The organism is Virgibacillus chiguensis (assembly GCF_900129865.1).
Lineage (GTDB): Bacteria > Bacillota > Bacilli > Bacillales > Amphibacillaceae > Virgibacillus > Virgibacillus chiguensis.
On sequence record NZ_FQXD01000006.1, the window covers coordinates 174,891 to 198,082 of the forward strand.

20 protein-coding genes are annotated in these 23,192 nt (G+C 36.7%); 4 read left to right on the forward strand and 16 right to left on the reverse strand.

Translation table 11 applies throughout. From position 1 onward, the window contains the following. Nucleotides 1-63 precede the first annotated feature (63 nt). The 3 genes from BUB45_RS09070 to BUB45_RS09080 form a co-directional block, all read right to left on the reverse strand. Nucleotides 64-909 carry a DegV family protein gene (locus BUB45_RS09070; RefSeq protein WP_073007648.1) on the reverse strand — a complete coding sequence of 282 codons (846 nt, stop codon included), beginning with the start codon at nt 907-909 and terminating at the stop codon, nt 64-66. 501 nt (nt 910-1,410) lie between these two features. After that, the gene (locus BUB45_RS09075; RefSeq protein WP_073007650.1) at nt 1,411-2,103 is read right to left on the reverse strand and encodes a response regulator; all 693 of its coding nucleotides are present in this window, start codon (nt 2,101-2,103) and stop codon (nt 1,411-1,413) included. A 192-nt stretch (nt 2,104-2,295) separates the two neighbouring features. Then, nucleotides 2,296-3,435, reverse strand: a complete 1,140-nt coding sequence (locus BUB45_RS09080) for a sensor histidine kinase (RefSeq protein WP_073007653.1) — start codon at nt 3,433-3,435, stop codon at nt 2,296-2,298. An 842-nt stretch (nt 3,436-4,277) separates the two neighbouring features. Between BUB45_RS09080 and BUB45_RS09085 the strand changes: the two genes are divergently transcribed. Next, a complete protein-coding gene (locus BUB45_RS09085) occupies nt 4,278-4,910 on the forward strand; it encodes a YigZ family protein (RefSeq protein WP_073007656.1) in 633 nt (210 codons plus the stop codon). A gap of 175 nt (nt 4,911-5,085) precedes the next feature. Here BUB45_RS09085 and nagB read toward each other — a convergent pair whose 3' ends face one another. From nagB to BUB45_RS19850, 3 genes are all read right to left on the reverse strand, one after another. Continuing rightward, a complete protein-coding gene (gene nagB, locus BUB45_RS09090; protein WP_073007658.1) occupies nt 5,086-5,811 on the reverse strand; it encodes a glucosamine-6-phosphate deaminase in 726 nt (241 codons plus the stop codon). Continuing rightward, nucleotides 5,789-6,994, reverse strand: a complete 1,206-nt coding sequence (nagA, locus tag BUB45_RS09095; protein ID WP_073007661.1) for an N-acetylglucosamine-6-phosphate deacetylase — start codon at nt 6,992-6,994, stop codon at nt 5,789-5,791. The genes nagB and nagA overlap by 23 nt, the downstream gene beginning before the upstream one ends. A 270-nt stretch (nt 6,995-7,264) precedes the next feature. Continuing rightward, nucleotides 7,265-7,417 (reverse strand): hypothetical protein, encoded by a 153-nt coding sequence (locus BUB45_RS19850; protein WP_162985848.1) that lies wholly within the window; start codon nt 7,415-7,417, stop codon nt 7,265-7,267. 887 nt (nt 7,418-8,304) lie between these two features. Here BUB45_RS19850 and BUB45_RS09100 point away from each other — a divergent pair. After that, nucleotides 8,305-9,252: an LCP family glycopolymer transferase gene (locus tag BUB45_RS09100; RefSeq protein ID WP_342068349.1), complete on the forward strand. Its 948-nt coding sequence runs from the start codon at nt 8,305-8,307 to the stop codon at nt 9,250-9,252. A 72-nt stretch (nt 9,253-9,324) separates the two neighbouring features. After that, on the forward strand, nt 9,325-11,337 hold the full coding sequence (locus tag BUB45_RS09105) for a penicillin-binding transpeptidase domain-containing protein (RefSeq protein WP_073007663.1): 2,013 nt from the start codon (nt 9,325-9,327) through the stop codon (nt 11,335-11,337). Nucleotides 11,338-11,423: 86 nt separating this feature from the next. Here BUB45_RS09105 and BUB45_RS09110 read toward each other — a convergent pair whose 3' ends face one another. The 6 genes from BUB45_RS09110 to BUB45_RS09135 form a co-directional block, all read right to left on the reverse strand. Next, on the reverse strand, nt 11,424-11,780 hold the full coding sequence (locus BUB45_RS09110; protein WP_073007665.1) for a DUF779 domain-containing protein: 357 nt from the start codon (nt 11,778-11,780) through the stop codon (nt 11,424-11,426). A gap of 156 nt (nt 11,781-11,936) precedes the next feature. Continuing rightward, nucleotides 11,937-13,460 (reverse strand): acetaldehyde dehydrogenase ExaC, encoded by a 1,524-nt coding sequence (exaC, locus tag BUB45_RS09115; RefSeq protein WP_073007667.1) that lies wholly within the window; start codon nt 13,458-13,460, stop codon nt 11,937-11,939. Between the two features lie 294 nt (nt 13,461-13,754). Continuing rightward, nucleotides 13,755-13,937 (reverse strand): cold-shock protein, encoded by a 183-nt coding sequence (locus tag BUB45_RS09120; protein WP_073007670.1) that lies wholly within the window; start codon nt 13,935-13,937, stop codon nt 13,755-13,757. Nucleotides 13,938-14,309: 372 nt separating this feature from the next. Continuing rightward, nucleotides 14,310-15,050 (reverse strand): Cof-type HAD-IIB family hydrolase, encoded by a 741-nt coding sequence (locus BUB45_RS09125; protein WP_073007673.1) that lies wholly within the window; start codon nt 15,048-15,050, stop codon nt 14,310-14,312. Between the two features lie 17 nt (nt 15,051-15,067). Further along, nucleotides 15,068-16,246, reverse strand: coding sequence for an MDR family MFS transporter (locus tag BUB45_RS09130; protein ID WP_073007676.1), 1,179 nt, complete (start codon nt 16,244-16,246; stop codon nt 15,068-15,070). Nucleotides 16,247-16,410: 164 nt separating this feature from the next. Next, entirely contained in the window at nt 16,411-17,010 is a 600-nt protein-coding gene (locus tag BUB45_RS09135) for a pyroglutamyl-peptidase I (RefSeq protein ID WP_073007679.1), read from the reverse strand. A gap of 250 nt (nt 17,011-17,260) precedes the next feature. On the opposite strand from BUB45_RS09135, the gene BUB45_RS09140 reads away from it, so the two are divergent. Next, nucleotides 17,261-18,910 (forward strand): SLC13 family permease, encoded by a 1,650-nt coding sequence (locus BUB45_RS09140; RefSeq protein ID WP_073007681.1) that lies wholly within the window; start codon nt 17,261-17,263, stop codon nt 18,908-18,910. A gap of 199 nt (nt 18,911-19,109) precedes the next feature. Here BUB45_RS09140 and BUB45_RS09145 read toward each other — a convergent pair whose 3' ends face one another. The 4 genes from BUB45_RS09145 to BUB45_RS09155 all read right to left on the reverse strand — a co-directional run bounded on the left by BUB45_RS09145 (nt 19,110) and on the right by BUB45_RS09155 (nt 23,144). Beyond that, nucleotides 19,110-20,285: an anhydro-N-acetylmuramic acid kinase gene (locus BUB45_RS09145; protein WP_205601077.1), complete on the reverse strand. Its 1,176-nt coding sequence runs from the start codon at nt 20,283-20,285 to the stop codon at nt 19,110-19,112. Nucleotides 20,286-20,460: 175 nt separating this feature from the next. Next, the gene (locus tag BUB45_RS19855) at nt 20,461-20,625 is read right to left on the reverse strand and encodes a hypothetical protein (RefSeq protein ID WP_162985849.1); all 165 of its coding nucleotides are present in this window, start codon (nt 20,623-20,625) and stop codon (nt 20,461-20,463) included. A gap of 70 nt (nt 20,626-20,695) precedes the next feature. Beyond that, complete coding sequence (locus BUB45_RS09150; protein ID WP_073007682.1) at nt 20,696-21,964, reverse strand: MFS transporter; 1,269 nt, start codon at nt 21,962-21,964, stop codon at nt 20,696-20,698. Then, on the reverse strand, nt 21,948-23,144 hold the full coding sequence (locus BUB45_RS09155) for a CynX/NimT family MFS transporter (RefSeq protein WP_073007869.1): 1,197 nt from the start codon (nt 23,142-23,144) through the stop codon (nt 21,948-21,950). The genes BUB45_RS09150 and BUB45_RS09155 overlap by 17 nt, the downstream gene beginning before the upstream one ends. Nucleotides 23,145-23,192 lie beyond the last annotated feature (48 nt).

The following is a 23,192-nucleotide window of genomic DNA, read 5'->3' on the forward strand; positions in this document are numbered from 1 at the left end:
CCTCCTTTGTAAAGAGGCTTTTTTTACTTAAGAATTTTATACTATCATAGCGTGTAACAAATGCTATTTCTGCTTATACCATGTCACACCCAATGCACCTTCTCCAAGATGTGTGCCAATAACAGGTCCAAAATAACTGATCGTCGTTTCAGCGTCAGGGTATTTTTTTAAAAATCGTTGTTCCAAATCAAGAGCGTCAACTTCATTATTTGCATGAACAAAAGCTACCTTGATTGCCCCACCTTCAGAAGCATCTTTTTCCAGCATATCAAGTATCCGCTGTAGCGCTTTTTTCTTGGTACGAATTTTTTCGTATGGCACAATTATTTTATCTACAAAATGAAGAATTGGCTTTACTTGTAGCACACTACCTAAAATGGCCTGTGCCCCATTAAGACGTCCTCCACGATGTAGATTACTTAAATCGTCTACCATAAAATATCCACGCATCGTTTGCTTCATCTCATCGAATCGACGGATAATTTCCTTAGGCTGTTTTCCTTTTTGCACCATATCTACTGCTTCTAATACATAAAAACCTTGCGCCATACAACTAATTTCCGAATCATATGCATAAACTTCAATTCCGTCTACCATTTCACCAGCACTTACTACCGCCTGATATGTACCACTAATACCACTAGAAAGATGGACGGAAACAACCGCATCATATTCTTTAGCCAAATCCTCTAAAACATTTGTTATATAACCGATCGAAGGCTGTGAAGTTTTTGGCAGTTCGTTCGTTTCCTTTAATTTTTGATAAAACTCTTCCGTTGTAATATCAATTTCTTCCTGAAAAGAAGTATCCGTAAACTGGACACTTAATGGCACCATATGTATATTAAATTTATTCCGTATTTCTTTGGGTATATAGGCCGTGCTGTCTGTCATTACAGCAACTTTCATGCAAACCTTCTCCTCTTTATATAGTCTTTGCTTTTATATACTAGTACAACAATCCTACTATATTCTACATGAAATTAATAAAAAATGCATGTTTTAGATAAAGGAAGTATGCGTATGCCTCAAGTTTTCTAGACATAATTACAACCGCTACATTTCCAGCACTCTATTTATGCACAGTTTTATGCATTTTTAAACCAATAATTATTTCGACATACATGTAAACGGAATATGGCTAGTGGGCGCTACGGAAAAATCCTACACTTTTCGTGTTTTTCTTGTACCTAGCTAACGGTATCGCTCTCACTATATACACTGCAGACTCCCTTCATGGGATGGAAAATCTCATAACTACTTCCTATAGTGCAAAAAAAAGAGGGAGCTGTCAGCAAATGCATTTTATGCATTTTGCGACAGCTCCTTTTTATAGTTTGATTAGCTACAATTTGCCTTGTTGTAAATGGTAGTTTCATTTACGAATAAGTAGAAGCAGTCGAGTGCTTACTAAATCACTTCTACCCACCCTTTACGGATAGCAGCAACAACAGCCTGCGTTCTATCATTTACATTCATTTTTTGTAGAATATTGCTTACATGGTTTTTTACAGTCTTTTCACTAATATAAAGTGTTTCAGCTACAGCTCGATTGCTTTTACCATCTGCCAATAATTGTAATACCTGGCACTCTCTTTTTGTTAGTAAATGGAGTGGTTGCCTATACTCTATACCATTTTCCGCTAATGACGATAGATTGTCTTTTGCTAGTCTACGATACTCCATCACTAAGTTATGTGTCACTTTTGGATGCAGATAAGAACCGCCATCACTGACAACCTTAATCGCTTCGATCAATGCCTCTGAATCCATTTCTTTCAATAAGTAACCTTGTGCCCCAGTTTTTAGAGCGTGGGTAACATAGCTCTCATCATCATGGATAGATAAAATAATGACGCTTGTATTTGGAAAATAACGGACAAGATCCTTGGTTGCCTGAACTCCATTCATATTTGGCATATTAATATCCATTAACACGACATCTGGATTATTTTCCTTTACAAGTTTGGCAGCCATTGAACCGTCATCACCTTCTGCCACTACTTCAAATGCCGATTCAAAATCCAATATTCTTTTTACGCCTTCACGAAATAATTTATGGTCGTCTATTAAAACAATACGTATTTTTCTTTCCTCAGTCATTATAATAGTTCCTCCTGCATCAAAAATAAATTTCTTTCCCCTGGAATTCCTTATGATAGAATCAAATATTATCTATATCTAGACGTACCTACGATGAATAAGCTTCTTCAAGTTCAGGTTTGTTAATATCTTCATTAGAAAAAAACTTCTGTTTCATATCGGAATTTTAGAGCCTTCTATTTTATTATACCGTTATACAGACGTATAAGGAACCTTTATGTAAATAGTTGTTCCTTTTCCTATACTTGAAGAGATATTCATTTCACCTTCAAGCATCTCCACTCTCTCCCTCATACCAATTAATCCAAATGATTTATCTTTTTTTAAAGAAGGGTCAAACCCTACCCCATTATCTTTAATTACCATCGTTAAATCACTTTTTCCTATGTCCAATTTCACTTGAATTAAAGAAGCTTCTGCGTGTTTTACAGCATTTTGTAAAGCTTCTTGTACTAATCGAAAAACAGCAATTTCATATTTTTGATGCAATCGCTTTTTTTCTCCAAATGCATGAAATTCAATTTTCAAATTATTATAGTCTGCGGTGGTAGAGATATATTTTTTCATGGTAGGAATTAAACCTAAATCATCCAAAGCCATCGGACGGAGGTCATAAATAATTCTTCTTACTTCGTATAAGGAGGTTCGTATCATCTCACGCACACTTTTGATTTCTACCAGCGCTTGATCTACGTCTTGGTTAAGAAAAGTACGCTCTACCAGTTCAGATCGCAATAAAATATTCGCGAGCATTTGTGCCGGTCCATCATGAATTTCCCTGGAAATTTTCCGTCGTTCTTCTTCCTGGGCTTCAATAATTTTTAAGCCAAACTCCTGCTTTTCTTTTGCTTCTTCAAGCATTTCATTTACTTGTTTAAAGTCATCATGTAAATAATTAAGAACCACAGATATTTTACCAGCTAACCCTTCAGCCCGTTCAATGGTTTGTGCAAGAGAAACTAATCTTCTCTCTAAATCATCTCTTTTTTCACGCAGTACACTTTCTTCCTGACGCAACATGGCTAGTTTAGTCTGCATAGCATGTGTCTTTTCATATACTTCTCTTATCTCGGCTTCCGTGTATCTATCGAAATGCTTACTCACTTCAGCTAGTCTCCTACGAGAAAAGCGAACTTTTTGTTCCAAATCGTCACCATCATTAATATGTTGTGCTACCCTTATTTTTGTATCTTGCAACTCTTTCACAAGATGTTCATGCTCTTTTCTTGCTTCTTCACTAATACTAAAAATTTCATCTTTACTATTTTGCACTACTTCAATCATCTCATGAATAATATAATCTAAAACTCGATCGCTAATTCTTTGCGCCATCATTTCCCACCAACCTATGTTATAATTATACGCAAACTGTCCAACTTTTTATAGGGTCTTTTAGCATACATAAGATAGACGTAAAATGCATCTTTGTACTCAATTTATAAATATAACCGAATCTCTATTCCTACTTTTAGTTACTATAAAGTGAAGCTTCAATCCGTGTGGTGTTTCTTTAACCCCCACTGATTTTTTAGATGAACAAAGGCTCGGGGCGCCCGTTTAGCAGCGTAGCGACTGGAACGAATTAACTAAAGTTTTAGAAATCACGCTCCTGCAACAGGAGTATGCCGCGTCCTTCAGCAAGCCCGTCTTTAGTCGGCCTTCCTATTTAGAACGGACCGATGATGACGTACCGTAAGGCAATGGACTGAAGTCGCCTAGTTGTTGGATGATGGAGCCGGGCGGGGCCCACTCGTATATTTGGTTATACCATAGCATCAAATTTTACACTTTCTTATCATAGAACAAAGTGGCTGTTATCACCCACTTAGGCTTGGTCAGCTAGCATCTTTTAATGCTTGAAATGGGTGCCTTACAGCACTTTATACCCGGGATAAAAGGACATGTTTATACATTTTTTGTAAACCCGTTTTTTTCCATAGCCTATAAAAGAAAATCTTGTGAATGAAAGATTCACTTTATGATGTATAATATCCCTTTTTCTACCTATAAAACCTTTGTTGTAGGTTATATAATTTTATCGTTAATCTGTTTGATTGCAAGTATTAATACTAGAAAACGCGAGAATATACACTGTTTGTTAGCACTATAATCCAACGGTTTACGAAACGAATCTATCTTATTTTAACACGCAAGTACCAAGGAGGAAATGGAAATTGCTCGATCGTTATTATACTGTAAAACGAAAAGGACAAGACGAAATTGTAATACAAAAATCTCGGTTTATCGGATATGTTAAAAGAGTTGAAACGGAAGAAGATGCGCAAAAATTCATTCAAGAAATAAAGAAAAAACATCATGATGCAACACACAACTGCTCTGCTTATATAATAGGGGAGCACGACCAAATTCAAAAAGCGAATGATGACGGAGAACCTAGCGGAACAGCAGGAGTGCCTATTCTAGAAGTACTGAAGAAACAAAAATTGAAAGATACTGCAGTTGTTGTCACACGTTATTTTGGAGGTATTAAGCTTGGAGCAGGTGGTCTCATTCGAGCATATGGGAGCACAACTTCACAAGCAATTAAAACAACTGGAGTGGTTAAGCGCCAGCGCATGCAAGGGTATACGGTGACTGCGGATTATGGATTATCTGGTAAATTAGAACATGCTCTACGACAAGCGGAATACATTTTACACAAAACAGAATACACAGATCAAGTCACATACCATGTTTATGTCGAAGTAGGAGCAGAAGCAGATTTTGAAGCTTTTATAGTTGAATTAACCAATGATCAAGCAAGAATAAACAAAACAGATACGACTTACCTTGAAATAGACGTATAAAAGCTGATAATTATCCTTCTTACCATTTCAAGGGAGCTCTTCTTTCAAAAGAGTTCCCTTGAAAATTGTTCTAATTAAGACTCATTTCTTCGGAGATGAACATTACCTTGACTCTTGTTTTATTCCTCTCCAGCTTCAAACATTCGCTTACTACTGCTTCATAGTGAGCCCTTTATTAAAGTAACTTACACGCCGCTTCATCTGCTATAATAATAACATTATTATGCTTTTGCAATATGGAAGCCGGAAATTCTTCACTTACTTCACCATTCACTACTCGTTTCAATGCTCCCGCTTTGCCTTCCCCTGAGACAAGCAATACAATTTGCTCACTCTCCATAATGGTTTCAATTCCCATTGTTATTGCTTGCGTAGGTACTTCATCAAGCGATATAAAAAAACGTGCATTTGCTTGACGCGTAGACTCATCCAGTTGCACAATATGCGTTCTGCTTGTGAACGGAGTTCCTGGTTCATTAAAACCAATATGCCCATTTAAACCTAGACCAAGAATTTGCAAATCTATATTACCTGCCTGTTTAATACGTTTTTCATAATTTATAGCTTCTTCGTTAAGATCAAGTGCATTACCATTTGGCAAGTATGTTTGATGAGCTGGTATACCAATATGTTTAAATAGTTTTTCATTCATATAGTAGTTATAGCTATTAATATCTTCTTTTTCTAAGCCTACATATTCATCAAGATTAAAAGTAACAACATGTTCAAATGATACTTTTTCCGCTTTATATTGGTTAATTAAATACTCATATAATCCTTCCGGAGTAGATCCTGTTGCCAAACCTAGTACTGGTTTTTCAAGCGCATTTACTTTTTCAATAACCATTTCTCCGACACGTTCACTTAACTCTCCATAATTACGAACCTTCATTAATTCCATTTTCTCTATCTCCTTTAAATGCTATTTTCCCTCTGCAAAATGTATACTTTATATCTAGCTGTTCATCAACAATGAGAACATCGGCATCTTTTCCTGGTGTGATACTACCTTTTCGATCATATATGTTTATTTGTTTGGCAGGATTTACAGCAGTCATTTCAATAATGTTATGCATGGAAGCTTCTGTTAAACGCAACATGTTTTGCGCACCTTCCTGCATCTTTAAAATGCTTCCCGCTAAAGTACCATTTTCTAATACTGCTCTATCTGTAGAAACATGTACGGGCTGTCCACCTAACTCATACTCACCAGCAGGTAAACATTTTGCCCGCATCGCATCTGTAATTAAAAGTAGTCGCTTACTACCAATGTTTTGATAAATAAGTTGCAGCATTTCTGGTACAACATGAATACCATCTGCAATGAGTTCTGCACGTATCTCTTTTAGTTGCATTGCTGCACCAACTGTGCCAATATCACGGTGATGAATACCGTTCATAGCATTACAAAGATGTGTAACTTGCTTAACCCCATGCTTTACAGCTTGTTGCATCATAGAAAAGGTAGCATTCGTATGACCTGCAGACACATTGACCCCATCAGCAGCTAATTTTTTTATAAACGCTCCATTCGAATCAAGCTCTGGAGCCATTGTAATCGTTTTTATTTTGTTTCCAGATAGTTCCTGCCAGCGGTTGAATACGTCTATGTCGGGATCTTTAATGTATTGTAATGGCTGAGCACCCGCTTTTTTCTTTTCAATAAATGGCCCCTCCAAATGCACCCCAACAACTTCTGCTTGACCAATTTTATTGACGTAATCACGTATATTTCTTAAAGCCGCTTCCGTTTGTTCAGGAGACTGTGTAATCGTTGTCGCTAAATAACTAGTCGTCCCCTCTTTGGGAAGCGTTTTACTCATCGTATCTATAGCTGCTTCCGTAGCATCCATCACATCTGAACCATTCGCACCATGAATATGTCCATCAATAAAGCCTGGGATTACAGATAAACCATTTGCATCTATCACTTGTGTTGCTTCAGGTAAACAAGATGGAAAATCACCATGTTGGTGAACAGAACTAATTTTCCCTCCATCTAAAAGCAAACTGCCATCTTTGATGATTGTCGTTTCTGTGAATATAGTAGCGTTTTTAATGAACATAGGCAAAGTTTTATCCATTTCAGGTCGCTTCCTTCCTTTGACGTAAAATATGTATTCTGCATTAAAGCAAAATCACCATTATCTATTAAAAACATCATTTCTTGCATGAAGCACCATAATAACACAACTTGTGTTATCCTTCACATTTTTTATAATCAGTTATCACTTTGCGATTTGCTGACAAATTTTTGCTATCAACATAATTTATACCATAAATTCCTCAAAAATATAATGCTAATAACATATGAAGAAGTAGCATCCCAGATATTGAAATACTACTTCTTAGTTTTAAGATTTAGGTGCCACTGAACTTGTTAACGTAATACTCCTTAATTCTTTAACAAGCATGTTCACCATTTCTTGTGAAGAGTTTATATTTTGATTCTCTGTTTCTTGAATAACCTTTTTTAATAAATTTTTATACTTTTCCTGCTCACCCATTCATTTCCCACCTCTAAACTTCCATTTTGTGTAAATGAATCATTGACATGAAGCTTCAATAATTTTATAATTTTTTACCAAATCACTATAAATTCTACTAAACTTTACACAGTTATACAATGATTTCGCTATTTTTTTCATAATTAGGAATATACATAAAGTTGAATCCTTATTACTTACTTACTTTTAGCGTTGGTTGAAGTAGCTCATTTTGTGTTAAAAATGCAATCCTCCGTCCCGCTCTTATTTTAAAATAAGAAAAACTTGGCCTATTGCTAAAACTGGCGGGGAAATTTTTACGTTTCTTAGTAAAGGTGCGCCAAATATTTTAGGCACTATATTATATGTCACTAAAATAAAATTGGGATTCCCTCTGAATAAAAACAGCGAAGTACAAGTAAAAACGAAGGAGAAGCATGCGCCATAATCTTTGGTGATAGTTCGATTTTTCCGAAAAATTATTTTATATTATTTCCTTCTGGTACAAAACGAATACTTTATCTACAGGTATATGCACTTGCTTACAAAATTGAAAGGAGAGGAAAAATAGACGAATACGACTAATTTCGATATAATCAAACCGTAATTGGTTTTATAGTTTGCATCTAGACAAATGCAATAAGGTGTAAAATATGAACAAATAACACTAACAGCCTTCTATTATCTTAGAAAAACACTTTCAAATAAGCGCATGTTCAAACTGGCTGTAGTTAAGCCCAAGTTAGATTAAGGTGGCTTTATAATTATCTTTAGAAATACTTTAGTTATCTCTAAATCAATATAGTTTACTTTTTTATAAACGGCACATTTTTTATACTTTATACATTGTTAAAAATTCGTTTCCCCATAAGGAATATAGCTAACTTAACAAGAATAATGATATAGGAGTGAATTTATTGAGTACGAGAATGGAGAAAAGCAAAAAGAAACGGAAATGGCCGCTATGGCTAGGTGGCATCTTCATAGCCATTCTGTTAATTGTAGGAGCAACTATTTTTTACATTTGGAATCAAATTGATAACACAGTTGACACGATGCATAACCCACTTTCACGTGACAATGATCCAGAACGACAAAAAGAACTCGAAGCTATCTTTAAAGATACAAAAGCTGTGAACGTTTTACTGCTCGGAGTCGATGAACGAAGCGGGGATAAAGGAAGATCGGATACGATGATCCTTTTATCGCTTAATCCAAAAACGAATGCAATGAAAATGATAAGTATCCCCCGTGATACATATGTCAACATTCCTGGTAGAGGAAAAGATAAAATTAATCACGCATATGCGTTCGGAGATGTAGAACTATCCGTCCAAACCGTGGAGGAAAACTTTAATATTCCAGTACATTACTATGCCAGTGTCAACATGGAAGGTTTTAAACAAGGGATTGATGCATTAGGTGGAGTGACCGTCACGAATAAGACCGCTTTTTCTCAAGGGGGTTCTAAATTTCCAAAAGGTGACGTGCAATTAAACGGAGAACAAGCATTAGACTACATACGGATGCGAAAAAATGATCCCAGAGGTGACTTAGGTCGTAATGAACGACAGCGCGCAGTAATCATGGCTGCTATTAATAAAGGAGCTAGCTTTTCAAGCATTACTAAGTTTGGAGAAATACTTACCATACTCGGGGATAATGTCAAGACGAATTTGGACATGGATGATATGCAGACGTTATTCAGCAACTATCGAAACACGAGAAATAACATATCCACGATAGAAATGAAAGGGAACGGTCAAATGATTGGTGGGGTTTGGTTTTATGTTGTCCCTGACTCGGAGTTCAGTCGTGTACAGTCTGAGATTAAAACGCATATGGATGCGAAATAGTTTGTAATAAAATAACATGAAAGAACTGTACGTCCATGTTACTTTGCTAATTTAAAATAAAGGGAGGTTACTATGAGAAAATTAATTGTTATCGCAATCATATTGTTAGTAGGAGCTATAACTGCCTGTTCTGACGATAACGCAACACCAAGCGATCGCTTTTCCAATTATATCAATCATTGGAACGAGAAAGAATTCGATAAAATGTATGCCATGTTAAGCAAATCAGCTAAAGAAAATTATCCAACAGAACAATTCGTCGATCGTTATAAAAAAATTTATCAGGATTTAAATGTTTCTGATTTAAAAATTGAAGCAGAAACATTGAGTGATAAAGAAAGTGAAAAAGCGATGAAAGATGGAAAAGTATCCATTCCTTTTTCCGTAAGCATGAAAACAACAGCAGGTCCTATATCTTTTGATTACGAAGCAAATCTAATCAAGCAAGAGGATAAGGATAAAGAAAACTGGTATGTAGATTGGGACACTGGTTTTATTTTCCCAGAAATGAAAGATAGCGGTGAGCTCCGGATTGATTCTACAACACCTGCTCGAGGCGAGATTCGTGATCGCAATGATATGCCTCTTGCGATGAATGATACCATTTATGAAATAGGAATTGTACCTGAGAACCTTGGGGAAGATGCAGAACAAAACAAGAAAAAAATCGCCCAACTACTTGGACTATCTATTGAATCAATTGACGAAAAACTGAATGCCAGTTGGGTAGAGCCAAATTTATTTGTGCCAATAGCAAAAATTACGAAAGAGGATGAAGCGCTCTGGAATGAGCTTGTTGCTATCAATGGTATTACTAGGCAAGAAACGACAGGACGAATCTATCCAGGGGGAGCAGCTACCGGAGCACTCGTCGGTTATATCGGACAAGTAACTGCAGAAGAGTTAAAAAAACAGAAGGAAAATAATTACTCTGCACAAGATACTATTGGTAAAAGAGGATTAGAAAAATTATATGAAAAACAGCTACGCGGCATAAAAGGGAGTACTGTTAAAGTTATAAATGATGGAGAAGAGACGATTCTCACAGAAAAAGAGGCCAAAGATGGCGAGAATGTAAAGCTAACCATCGACATAAATGTGCAGGAGAAAATCTATAACACACTAGGTGGCGATAAGTCTACAACCTCTGTCATAGATGCAAAAACAGGGGAAACGCTTGGCTTAGTATCCAGCCCTTCTTTTGATCCAAATGAGATATTATATGGATCAACAGCAAATATTTGGAAAAAACTAGAAGAGGACAAAGAAAATCCACTCTTAAATCGTTTTTCTTCCACCTATGCTCCTGGATCGGTAATTAAACCAATTACTGGGGCAATTGGAATGAAAAATGGAACGATTGATCCAAAAGAGGGGTTAAAAATAAGTGGTCTTACTTGGAGTAACGGAGAAGGCTGGGGAGATTATGAGGTAACACGTGTATCCGAATCAAACGGCCCTGTTGACCTACATGATGCTATCGTTCGATCTGATAATATCTATTTCGCCATGCAAGCTGTCGATATGGGTGCAAAAGCTTACGTTGAAGGACTGAAAGCATTCGGCTTAGGTACGGATTTCCCATTTGAATACCCGATTACAGCATCTTCTATATCCACTTCAGAAAAGCTAGATGATGAAGTGCTACTAGCAAATACAAGCTATGGTCAAGGCGAAGTAGAAATGAGCTCGTTACACCTAGCTACAGCTTATACAGCATTTTTAAATGACGGGAACATGCTAAAACCAACTTTATTAACAAGTGAAGAGAAGGCACAAGTGTGGAAAGATAAATTAATTACACCAAAGCAAGCGGACATAATCAAAGAAGCACTGCGAGATGTTGTTGTAGATGGAACAGCAAAGCGTTCTGCAAAAAATGCTAAATTCCCTGTTTCGGGTAAAACGGGGACGGCTGAGTTAAAATTAACTAGTGATAGTGACGGTCAGGAAAACGGTTGGTTTGTTGGTTATCCTACAGACGATGAAGACATTATTGTTTCTATTATGATTGAAGAAACAAAAGGCAATAGTGGTCTTTCTACAGAAAAGGCAGTAGAAATACTCCATAAAATGAAAGAATAACTGTTAACGTACTTTGACTACCATTCATGAGAAATAGCGCTTGGTATGAAGAAGGATACGCACATGGGAATATGCGTATCCTTTTCTTATTGTTCTAAAGTTAATTGTTCTTGTTCCGTAAAAACTCTAGATCTCGTTAAAAAACGCTTCCCTTCAGGCCCTTCTAGGGAGAACATGCCTCCCCTGCCATTAACTGCATCTATAATAAGCTGTGTATGCTTCCAATATTCATATTGATCCTTTGATATATAAAATGGCACCCCAGCAATACTCCCCAATAACACATCCGCATCACCGACACGAAACTCATGGAGAGGGTAGCACATTGGTGAGCTTCCATCACAGCAGCCTCCAGACTGATGAAACATTAATTCGCCATGTTCACGTTTCAACTTTTCTAACAATTGAAGTGCTTCTTTCGTCGCTGTTACCCGTTCTACCATATGATCCCCCTTTTAACAAAAAGTCTATAGAGCTCTAAAAGCACTCTCCATTTCCCCATCTCCTATTAAAACAATATAGTTTATTGTCGATTTCTTATCGTGAAATTGGTCTTTTTGGCGCATTTGAAGTACAGAACATTTCCACTTTTTATTGCATTAAAATAATCCTGCCGGCCTTTCGCTATAGCTTATTAGCAAGTTTTTCGTTTGCTGATAGTGGCTAAGCATCATTAAATGGTTCTCCCTACCAATACCAGACTTTTTGTATCCGCCAAATGCTGCATGTGCAGGGTATTGATGATAACAATTTGTCCATATGCGACCAGCCTCTATATTTCGACCAAAACGGTAAGCGGTATTCATATTTCTCGTCCAGACCCCTGCACCTAGTCCATACAATGTATCATTTGCAACCGTAAGTGCTTCTTCTTTATCTTTAAAAGTTGTTACTGACAGAACTGGTCCAAATATCTCTTCTTGAAAAATGCGCATTTTATTATTCCCTTTAAAAATAGTTGGCTCCACATAATAGCCATTTTTCAAATCAGGGTCATCAGCTTTTTGTACATTTCCACCAATTAAAACCTCTGCGCCCTCTTGCTTACCTATATTTAAATAAGATTGGATTTTCTCCATTTGTTCTTGAGATGCTTGTGCACCCATCATCGTAGTAGTATCCAATGGATGCCCTAACTTAATTTGTTTGACCCTATCTATAGCACGCTCCATAAATTCATCATATATCGTTTCTTCAATTAATGCTCTAGATGGACATGTACATACTTCTCCTTGATTTAACGCAAACATCGTAAACCCTTCGACTGCTTTTTCTAAAAAACCATCATCCCGATCCATTACATCTGCAAAGAATATGTTTGGAGATTTACCACCAAGTTCCAATGTTACAGGAATGATATTTTCCGACGCATATTGCATAATTAATCGTCCGGTAGTTGTTTCCCCTGTAAAGGCTACTTTTGAAATTCTACTATTTGAAGCTAGCGGTTTACCTGCTTCAACACCAAATCCATTAATCACGTTCACAACACCTGCAGGAATTAAGTCTTTCACTAGATCAAGCCATACATGAATAGAAGCTGGCGTTTGTTCAGCTGGTTTTAAAACAACACAGTTTCCAGCAGCTAGTGCAGGAGCTAATTTCCATGTAGCCATTAATAACGGGAAGTTCCAAGGAATAATTTGTCCTACTACTCCTAAAGGTTCATGGAAATGATAAGCGACCGTATCTTTATCAATTTGACTAACTCCGCCTTCCTGCGCTCGAATCACACCTGCAAAATAACGAAAATGATCGATAGCAAGTGGTATATCTGCAGCTAACGGTTCACGGACTGCCTTTCCATTATCCCAAGTTTCTGCAACAGCTAACTTTTCCATGTTCTCTTCCATTCGGTCAGCGATTTTATGAAGCAACAATGATCTTTCCGTTACTGAGGTTTGACTCCATATCTTTTTCGCCTCATGCGCGGCATCTAATGCAGCTTCTACATCTTCCTTTGTCGACCTTGCTATCTGACAAAATACTTCTCCAGTTACCGGACTTGCATTTTCAAAATAATTTCCATTAGCTGGTGGAATGTATTCTCCTCCTATAAAATTATCATATTTTTCCCTAAAATGAACTACAGCATTTTCCGTATTTGGATTAGCATACCTCATCAAACTTTCTCCTCCCTTTTAAGAAAGCGTTTTCAAGTAATTGTAATTTTAGTATAACAAATCATTTCGAATAATTGCAAGATTATATCTATTTGTATAGTATGTCTAAGCTTTATCATATCTTGAATGATACGATTCTTATAATATATGAATGAAGGCCGGGCGCCAGTTTTAGCAACGTAGCGAATCGAACGAATCAATAAAGATAAATTATACATGCAAAAAACCCTTGATTTCTATCAAGGGCTAGTAGCAGTGGTTTATATCTTATAAAGAGATACTTATTGGTTCATGCTACTTAAGTTCAGGAAGAGTCCTTACTTCCTTTTGCATAGTGGACTTACATAACGGACATGTTGGTTCCTCCTCAAAACTATACGACTCCCGCATCCAACCTTGACAGTCGTCACTGGTGCATGACCAAATGTTCGTTTCCACTTCTGGAACCGGTTCTTTTGGTCCACGTGAAAAAGACATGTGAGCATCTCCTTTCTTATACTAACTTCTATTATACGCCTATTGTTGCCAGAAGGAAAGCTACTAAGCATACAACTATCGTTCGGTGCATCCCGTCTCTAGGATTTAAAAGGCTATTCTACTTATATTATATGTTAATGAGAAAATATTTATGTATGGAATTACATATGACAACCGTGCACAAGGCATCTTATTGTCACTTGTGTAGTCTAGGTGAAAAATGAAACTTCCCATCACTTCTTGAAGCGATAATCTTACAGCACCCTCCATTTGCTATTAGAAAAACGCTGTCATTTTATTATACTATAAATTTTCCTATACGTATAAAAAGGAGAGAAAGATATCTCCCCTTTTGTTTAACGTTCTATATATTTACAGCGCGTGCCGTCTAATTGCTTTGCCAACTCCATCTGCGTTGTTCACATCTGTAATATCATCCGCAGCTTTTTTTACCGCTTCTTGCGCGTTACCCATAGCAACACCTACTCCAGCTTGTTGAATCATTTTTATATCATTCAAACTATCTCCAACCGCCATCACTTCATCCATTGTTATTCCAACCAAGTTACAAACTTTTTCTAAACCTTTGGCCTTATTTACTCCTTCAGGGTTTACCTCTAGGTTTGTTGGTAAGGAATTCGTCATTTCCAGCCCATCTATAAACGATAACTCTTTAATCATTTTTTCTAAAGTGACTGGGTCATGAGACTCACAACCAAATTTCAACCATTTTAGCTCATGAACATTTTCTGGCAACTCATTACGATATACTTGTTCTGTAGTGATCATCCACGTCGTAAGTCCAAGCCCTGCAGCAATATGGTACATCTGTTCAATTTTCTTAGCGTCAAACAAATGTTGCTCGACAAGCTCTTTGTCTTTCGTCCAAATCTCTCCACCATTCACTGTTACGAGATAAGATTGTAATCCTAAAGATTCCGCAAATGGGTAACAAGATTGCAACCAACGTCCAGTACTTAATACAACATGAATTCCTTTATCCATTGCTTCTGAAATTGCTTGACGAGTAAGCGGTGTAATTTCATGATCCTTTGTTAATAGCGTGCCATCCATGTCTAAAGCGATAAGTTTAATATTCTTTGCTTGCTCCATTTTCTAGCCTCCATTTATCAAGTATTTCTAGTGAAAACGAAACCCCGATCATACATACTCGTTGTTATATAAGGAATAATGAGTAGTGCTAATAAAATAAAGAATAACAATTCAATGTTAAACATATCTACAATAACCCCACCTAATAATGGTCCGACCATCCTTCCTGCGGCACCAATACTATTTACTATTCCTTGATAAAAACCTGTCCTTCCTTGTGGGGCTAAATCATTTGCCAAAGTAGGAACGGCAGGCCAAACAAGCATTTCTCCCACTGTTAAGATTACCATAGCTATGGCAAACATGCTAAAGGTTTCTGACCATAAAGCAATCAGAAAAGATATAAGAAAAATGGTATTGCCAACATATATTTGCTTTTTTTGTGAAGTAACCCTTGTGGTAAGCAACTTTATGAGAGGTTGACCTAATACAATAAGAAAGCCATTAATTGCCCATAAAGTACTATATAATTCTAATGGTATTTGTAAATCTTGCGTATAGGAAGCAATAGTGGATTGCCATTGACTATAAGCAATCCAAGTTATTAAAAAGCCGCCACATAAAATAAGTAAGGAGATAAAGGCTGATTTATCTTTCATCTTTCCTTGCTGTTTTAAAACGGTCGTATGCATCTGGCGATCTACAAAAGCGTCCATTGGTTTAAACGTCATGAAAACAATAAGAAAAAAGCTAAAGAACAAAATCGCATTGCTTATAAAAATATAATTAAACGATATACTTGCTACATAGCCACCGACAGTAGCTCCTAATGCAACTCCAAAATTTTGTGCAACATATATGGCATTAAACGCACGTCTTCCTCCTTCTTTCCAAATCGAACCAGCCATCGCAAACATAACAGGCCACGTTATCCCAGAACCAAAACCTATTAGAATAAGCGCAATAGAATAATACAGAATGTCATGATGCAATAATACCATAACGGTAGAAGCCATCATTGCTAACCCTGTTCCGTAAAGGATCGTTTTATAAGGGCTGAACTTATCAAACAATATACCGCCTAGTAAGTTACCTGCAATAGATGCACCTTGGTTAAGCATTAAAATAAACCCTGCAAAAGCAAGGCTTTTTCCCAATTCATTGTGCATATATATAGTGTTTAATGGCCATAAGAAAGAAGCACCAGTGACATTTACCGTTGTTGCAATTACGAGTAGCCAAATTTGTTTTGGCATACCTATCACCTTCTATCCTATGATCGTGTCTACGTTATTTTAAATCATTTCGGATAGCGAATCAATAAAGTAGCTCTACATATACCGTTAAAATTTATTAACATAGTTGCAATGCTTCATTAGATTTAGTAAATGTTCAAATTAGAATTTTTAGCACCTTCTATTCAAGATAAAGTAGAAATGATTGTTTTTACAGCACGCGTTAAATCGGACTGCGACCAGCTAGGAAGTTGTTTTTTCAAAGCGAGCGCATGAGATGCTGGAAGATGGATAAAACCAATTGGAGTGGATAGAGCTTGCTTCTGCGCAAAATGTAATGCATGATACATAACGTTGTTGCATACGTATGTACCGGCAGTATTTGATATATGTGCAGGTAGCTGTTCGTCATGTAATGCATCAATTATTTTATGTAAAGGTAAGGTGGAAAAATAACCATCTGCACCACCAGTTACTATTTTCTCTCCGTGTGGTTGGTATCCTCGATTGTCTTTTAAACCGTCATTACAGTTTATCGCAATCCGCTCAGGTGTAATAGCACTTCTTCCTGCAGCCAATCCCAAAGCAATAACAGCTTGTGGCTCTACTTCTTCCATATGTGTAATCAATTGTTTTCCTGCCGTCATAAAATCAACCGGCAATTTTCTAGCAACAATTTTATAACTATCTATTACTCCTCCATCTAGTTCTTCCACTATTTTTTCTGTAGGGTTGATTGGATTATCTAAAAATGCTGCAAAACCAGTTAACAACAATTTTTTCATCATTTATAACTCCTTTTCCTATTTCTCCAACATTACAACAAAGAATGCCTTATCATGAACATCATAACATACATTGAAAGTTAAACTCACTCCTATCTACGCAATGAACGAGTTGCTTGCGGAAAAAGTAAAATAATTACCAAATGAAGCGAAAAATTTCTATTGACAATGAAAACGAAATCATCTTATCTTGCTCAAACTATGATAGTTAAATATAATGTTATACATGGGAGAAAAAGGGGGAATATGTATGATTTCGTCAACTTGGAATTGGATGTGGGAGAAACATGACGAATTAAAATCTTTTTTTACATTTTTTGTTCAAGCTAATTCCTCTAGATTATCAACTGGTAGATCCATAGACCCTTCCGATAGTCTAGTAGGAAACAATAATGAGCCGGGAAAAAATCGTAACTATAAGCCTGGGCAGCTTTTTGGTTTAATTGCTGGACCATTATTATTTACCATCACTTTATTATTTTTTTCACCTGAAGGCTTATCTCAACAGGGATTAGCCATTTTAGCTAGTACGATTTGGGTTGCAATTTGGTGGATGACCGAAGCAATCCCCATTCCAGCAACTTCTTTATTACCAATCATTTTATTTCCTTTAACAGGTGGCTTAGATATTGGTACTACTACATCTTCCTATGGAAGCGATACCATTTTTTTGTTTATGGGTGGTTTTATGATAGCGCTAGCAATGGAAAAATGGAATCTACATAGGAGAATTGCACTATCCATTATTTCTGTAATTGGTACGAACACGAACCGTATTATTCTAGGATTCATGGTTGCAACTGGTTTTTTATCCATGTGGATTTCTAACACCGCTACAGCAATGATGATGGTTCCCATTGGTCTAGCTATTATTTACCAAATTTCGGACGCCTTAAAGGACGATCCTTCCATCGACACTTCTAAAGAGAACTTTGCTTTTGGAAAGGCTCTCATGCTGAGTATTGCATATTCAGCATCTGTTGGAGGTATTGCTACACTAATAGGAACACCTCCTAACGCAGCATTAGCAGGCGTCATTAATAAAATGTATGGAATAGAACTATCCTTTGCAAAGTGGATGTTATTTGGCGTGCCAATCGCATGGGTATTTATTTTTATCATTTGGTTTTACCTAATTAAAATAGCTTACCCATTAAAACTAAAACAGCTTCCTGGTGGCAAAGCAGTGATTCATCAAGAAAAGCAAAAGCTTGGTAAACCTTCGGCTGAGGAAAAGGCTGTTTTCACTGTATTTATTCTAGCAGCTTTGGCTTGGATAACTCGTTCATTTTTACTTGTTCAAATTAACCCTAATATAAATGATGCGATTATCGCAATGAGCGCAGCTATCCTCTTGTTTTTGCTACCTTCCAAAAATTATAAAGACACATTTCTATTAGATTGGAATACAGCTGTGAAGCTACCATGGGGGATCTTGTTATTGTTTGGGGGAGGTTTAGCAGTAGCAGCAGGATTTACGCAGTCTGGCCTTTCTGAATGGATCGGAAATCAATTAACTGCATTGCAAGGTATTCATATTTTCATTGTATTGCTAGTTGTTGCAGGACTAGTTATATTCTTAACAGAGATTACTTCCAATACCGCAACAGCAAATATGATGTACCCTATCATGGCGGCGCTTGCTTTAGCTCTAGGAGTCCATCCATTTGCAGTTATGATTGCTGCTGGTGTAGCTTCATCTTGTGCTTTTATGTTACCGGTTGCTACCCCACCAAATGCGGTCGTTTTTGGTTCAGGTTACTTACGCATTCCAGATATGGTTAAAGCTGGCGTGGCGTTAAATATAATAGGCTCTATTTTAGTCACGGTAGCCATTTATTTCTTACTGCCGATGCTTTGGGGAATAAACATTACAGAAGTACCTGATTTTGTGAAATAAACAGAAACAGACAGTGACGTTTGTTGTTATTCATAAACATGTGGGAACGAATAGATTCCCACATGTTTATTTTCATACTATTGGAAAGCAATAAAAAAGATTGAACAATAAGCGTAGCTTTTTTACGTAGTAGTAAATGGCAGATTACTTATCATCTTTAACCTTTTTCTTCCTTTATGTTTCTCATTCGCATGGTGGACTACCACGATATTTTCCCCATAACTACTGGTTTCTTTGCACCAGTTGCCGCAGGAAGATTATTCGTTCTTTGTTTATAGCATTGATATCCTAGTAAAGCGAAAGAGATCGCCTCTTTGGCATCTGCAGGCATGCCAATTTCATCCGTTCCGCAAACAATGACATCCTTAGACAAATATTTAGAAATTAACGTTAATAGCGTTTTATTATATCTGCCCCCACCACTAATAAACACTTCTTTTAAGCTAGCAGATGCGATATATTTATTAATCTCTAAAGCAATAGTTTTTGCAGTTAAAGCTGTTACCGTAGCTACTTTATCATCATTATCAATTTGAAGACGCTCAGCTTCAAGCCATAGCTGGTTAGAGTACGCTTCTCCGAATAATTCTCTTCCCGTACTTTTAGGTGCTGTTAGATGAAAGTAAGGGTGATCTAACAGCTGCGATAGCCAGGTTTCATTGACTGTCCCTTTAGCTGCTATAGCACCATTCTCATCATAATTTTGTACACCGTTTGTAGCTAAACTTGTAAAAGCGTCCATTATCATATTTCCAGGCCCAGTATCATAAGCTAGTACATCCGCTTCTTTACATCCTTTTGGAAGTATGGTTACATTGGAAATCCCTCCAATATTAACTAGGGCTCTTCCGTATTCTTCTTTCCGATACAACTTATAATCCGTGTATGGTACTAATGGAGCTCCTTGTCCACCAGCTGCCATATCTCTCGTTCTAAAATCTCCAATTGTTGTAATACCGGTAAGTTCTGCAATCATACCGATATCCCCAATTTGTAGCGTTGAAACAACTTTATTTCCTTCTACTTCCTTTGGTTCTGGCTGATGATATATCGTTTGACCATGTGAACTAATTAACAAAATTTGTTCCGATGACAACCTAGCATCTTCCATCACTTGTTTCGAAGCATCTGCAAATAACTTCCCAAGATACATATTCATGCTTGATATTTCTTCAATACGTACTGTTTCCGGGTTGCACATGTTTGAAATTCTTTCTTTCATTTCTTTTGAATAGGAAAAGCTAGCAAAATGAAGTAGTTCAAAATCTAATGCATGGTCTTCATTTATTTTGACGATCGCTGCATCAATACCATCTAAAGAAGTACCAGACATTAAACCAATAACAATATTGCTTGACGTCCCTGATTCTAACATTTCCATTATCCTTTCGTGTTCATAAAATGAATTTATATAAGCGTTTTCAGCTCGCTCCATGTTAACTATATCATAATCAGGCGTCTTTTAAAATTACATTTCGTTAATTTTAATTATTTTCGTAACTATATTTCAAAATCGAACCTATATGCATTTGCGTAAATATAACTCACACTTATTTTTTTCGTCGTAAACTCTTCGGTAAATGAAAAATGATGAAAGCTAAACCTATCCCTAGACTAATGTAAGGTAGAATAAGTGTTGGATCTTCATAAATGAAGTAAGCCCCTACACCGGTAAAAATCCAACCAATTAATTCATAAAGCAAATGTTTTAACATATAAACTATTTTTCCTCCTTCCATAATAAAGCAAAGTTCTTTATAACACACAAGAGTTACCTACGTAAGTTTATTTATTCATGTAAGCAGAATTAGAAGTGCTCTGACGACTGCCATGTGGAATAGAGCGAATGATAAGTAAATAAATCATTGGTAGTAGTCCAAGTAACACAGCTAGTCCTTTCCAATGGAAATTCTCCCATATCGGCGCTAAAGCGGAACTACCTAAGGTAACACCTATGTAATAGGAAACTAAATATAAGCTAGAAGCACTCCCTTTATGGTGTGTAACTGTTTCACTGACAGAAGAAGCTGTTAATGAATGTGCTGTAAAAAAGCCAAGACAAGTAATGCAAAGCCCAACCACAATAATAGGTAATGCGTTATGTAGTGTAAACAATATACCAATGCCTAAGGTAATCATACCACCTATGCGAACTTTTTCTAAACCTATGAAACTGGAAAGCCACCCGGCTAAAGGTGAACCAATGACTCCAAGCCCATAAGCCAGAAAAAAATAAGAAATAGTATGCAATGATAATAAAAACGGCTCTCCTTGTAGATAAAAAGGCAAGTAGGTCCAAACCCCTGTGAACGACATTTGCAAAACAATTCCTAATCCAAAAACGAGCAATAATTGGGGATCTTTGAGATGAAATAGAAATCCCTCTATATCCTTACTAAATGGTAGTCGGCTAGGTTGAAAATGTTTGGAATGTGGAAGCAAGAAATGAGTTAGTATTAAAATAAGCCCTCCAAATGCTGCTAGTCCATAAAAGGCAACCTGCCAAGACATAACATCTGACACTACCCCCGTTATTACTCTTCCAGCCATCCCTCCTAGTGCATTACTAGATATATATAATGCTGTTGCAAAAGCGGCACTTTTAGGTTCAATCTCCTCATGTAAATACGCAAGTGCTGCAGCTGGTAAACCAGCAAGAGCAAAGCCTTGTATAAACCGAAGTATAATAAATATGATAAAGCTATCCGTTAGCGGCATAAGAAAAAACGGAAAAATAGCTCCTAATAATGATATTTTAATAAACTGCGTTCTTCCCATTCGATCTGATAAAAAACCCAAGATGATTAAACCTGCAATTAAACCAATAATAGTAAATGACATAGATAAACTAGAGACGGAAACACTAATTTGAAATTCATCAACAAAGACTGGCAATAGGGGTTGAATTGCGTACATACTAGCAAAAATAAAAAAAGATGCTAACGCTAAACTAGCATTAATCCTCCAAAAATAACTATCTTTCACACTATATGGTTTTTTTTCAATCGTTTTATTTGAATTTTCTTCTTTTGTTACATTATTTTTCAAAAACATACTTGTCTCTCCCTGCACCAAAACCAAATGTTACAACAATTACAGAAACGATAATTAACACGACTAATGGAACGTCCCAGTTCTTGGTTTTATCAAAAATAAATCCTATTAAAAACGGTCCAAAAGCGGCAAGAATATAACCAAGGGTCTGTGCCATTCCTGATAAAAAGGCAGCTTGTTTTGCAGTTTTCGCTCGCATACCTAGGAATGTCAATGCCAAGGCAAATGTACCGCTTAACGAAAAGCCAATTAAAATAACACTGATCACCATAATGGAAAATGTTCCTCCGAATAATAAACCAGCATATCCACTAACAGAAAATAATCCTAATGCTAGTACAAGCCCTTGTTGAGAACGAAATTTCTCAGCGATTACTGGCACAAGAAAACTTGCAGGCAATCCAATAAATTGCATAAAAGATAATAGCCAACCTGCTGTTGAAGCACTAACCTCATTTGCCTGCAAAATCTCTGGCATCCATGATATCGTGACATAAAATAAAAAAGATTGAAACCCCATAAACCCCGCAACTTGCCAAGCTAGTGATGAAAGCCATATTCGTTCATTCCCACTGCTATTCCCATGATAAGAAACATGACGCTTCATTTTTTCACGTTTTGTTAGGTAAAACCATACGACCGTCCCAATCAATGCCGGAATGGCCCAAATCCATAATGCCATCTGCCATCCAAGTCCAAGTCCTTCCGCTATAGGAACACTTACTCCAGAAGCTAATGCTGCAAAAATTCCCATAGCTGTAGAATAAAGGCTTGTCATCCATGCTACTTTCGTTGGGAATTTTTCTTTTATTATACTCGGTAAAAGAACATTACAAACCGCAATTCCTAAGCCAATGCATAATGTTCCTGCAAAAACAAATAAAACCACCGAAACACTGCGTAAACTAATACCAAGAAATAAAGTAAGTAGCCCCATGAACATAACCATCTCATTGGAATATCGATAGCTGAACTTCGCTACAAGCGGTGACATAACCGCAAATGCTAATAATGGCAGACTCGTAAGTAACCCTGCACTCCAATTAGCTAATTCTAGTTGGTCACGTATCATACCGATAAGCGGCCCAACAGAAGTAATTGCTGGTCGTAAGTTAAAAGCAGCGACAATAATGCCTGCTATTAATACATATTGATACAAAACGGATTTCTTTTCTTTCATTTGTTCCACTGTCGCTACTCTCCTTTTTAAAAATCTCTTCTCTAATCA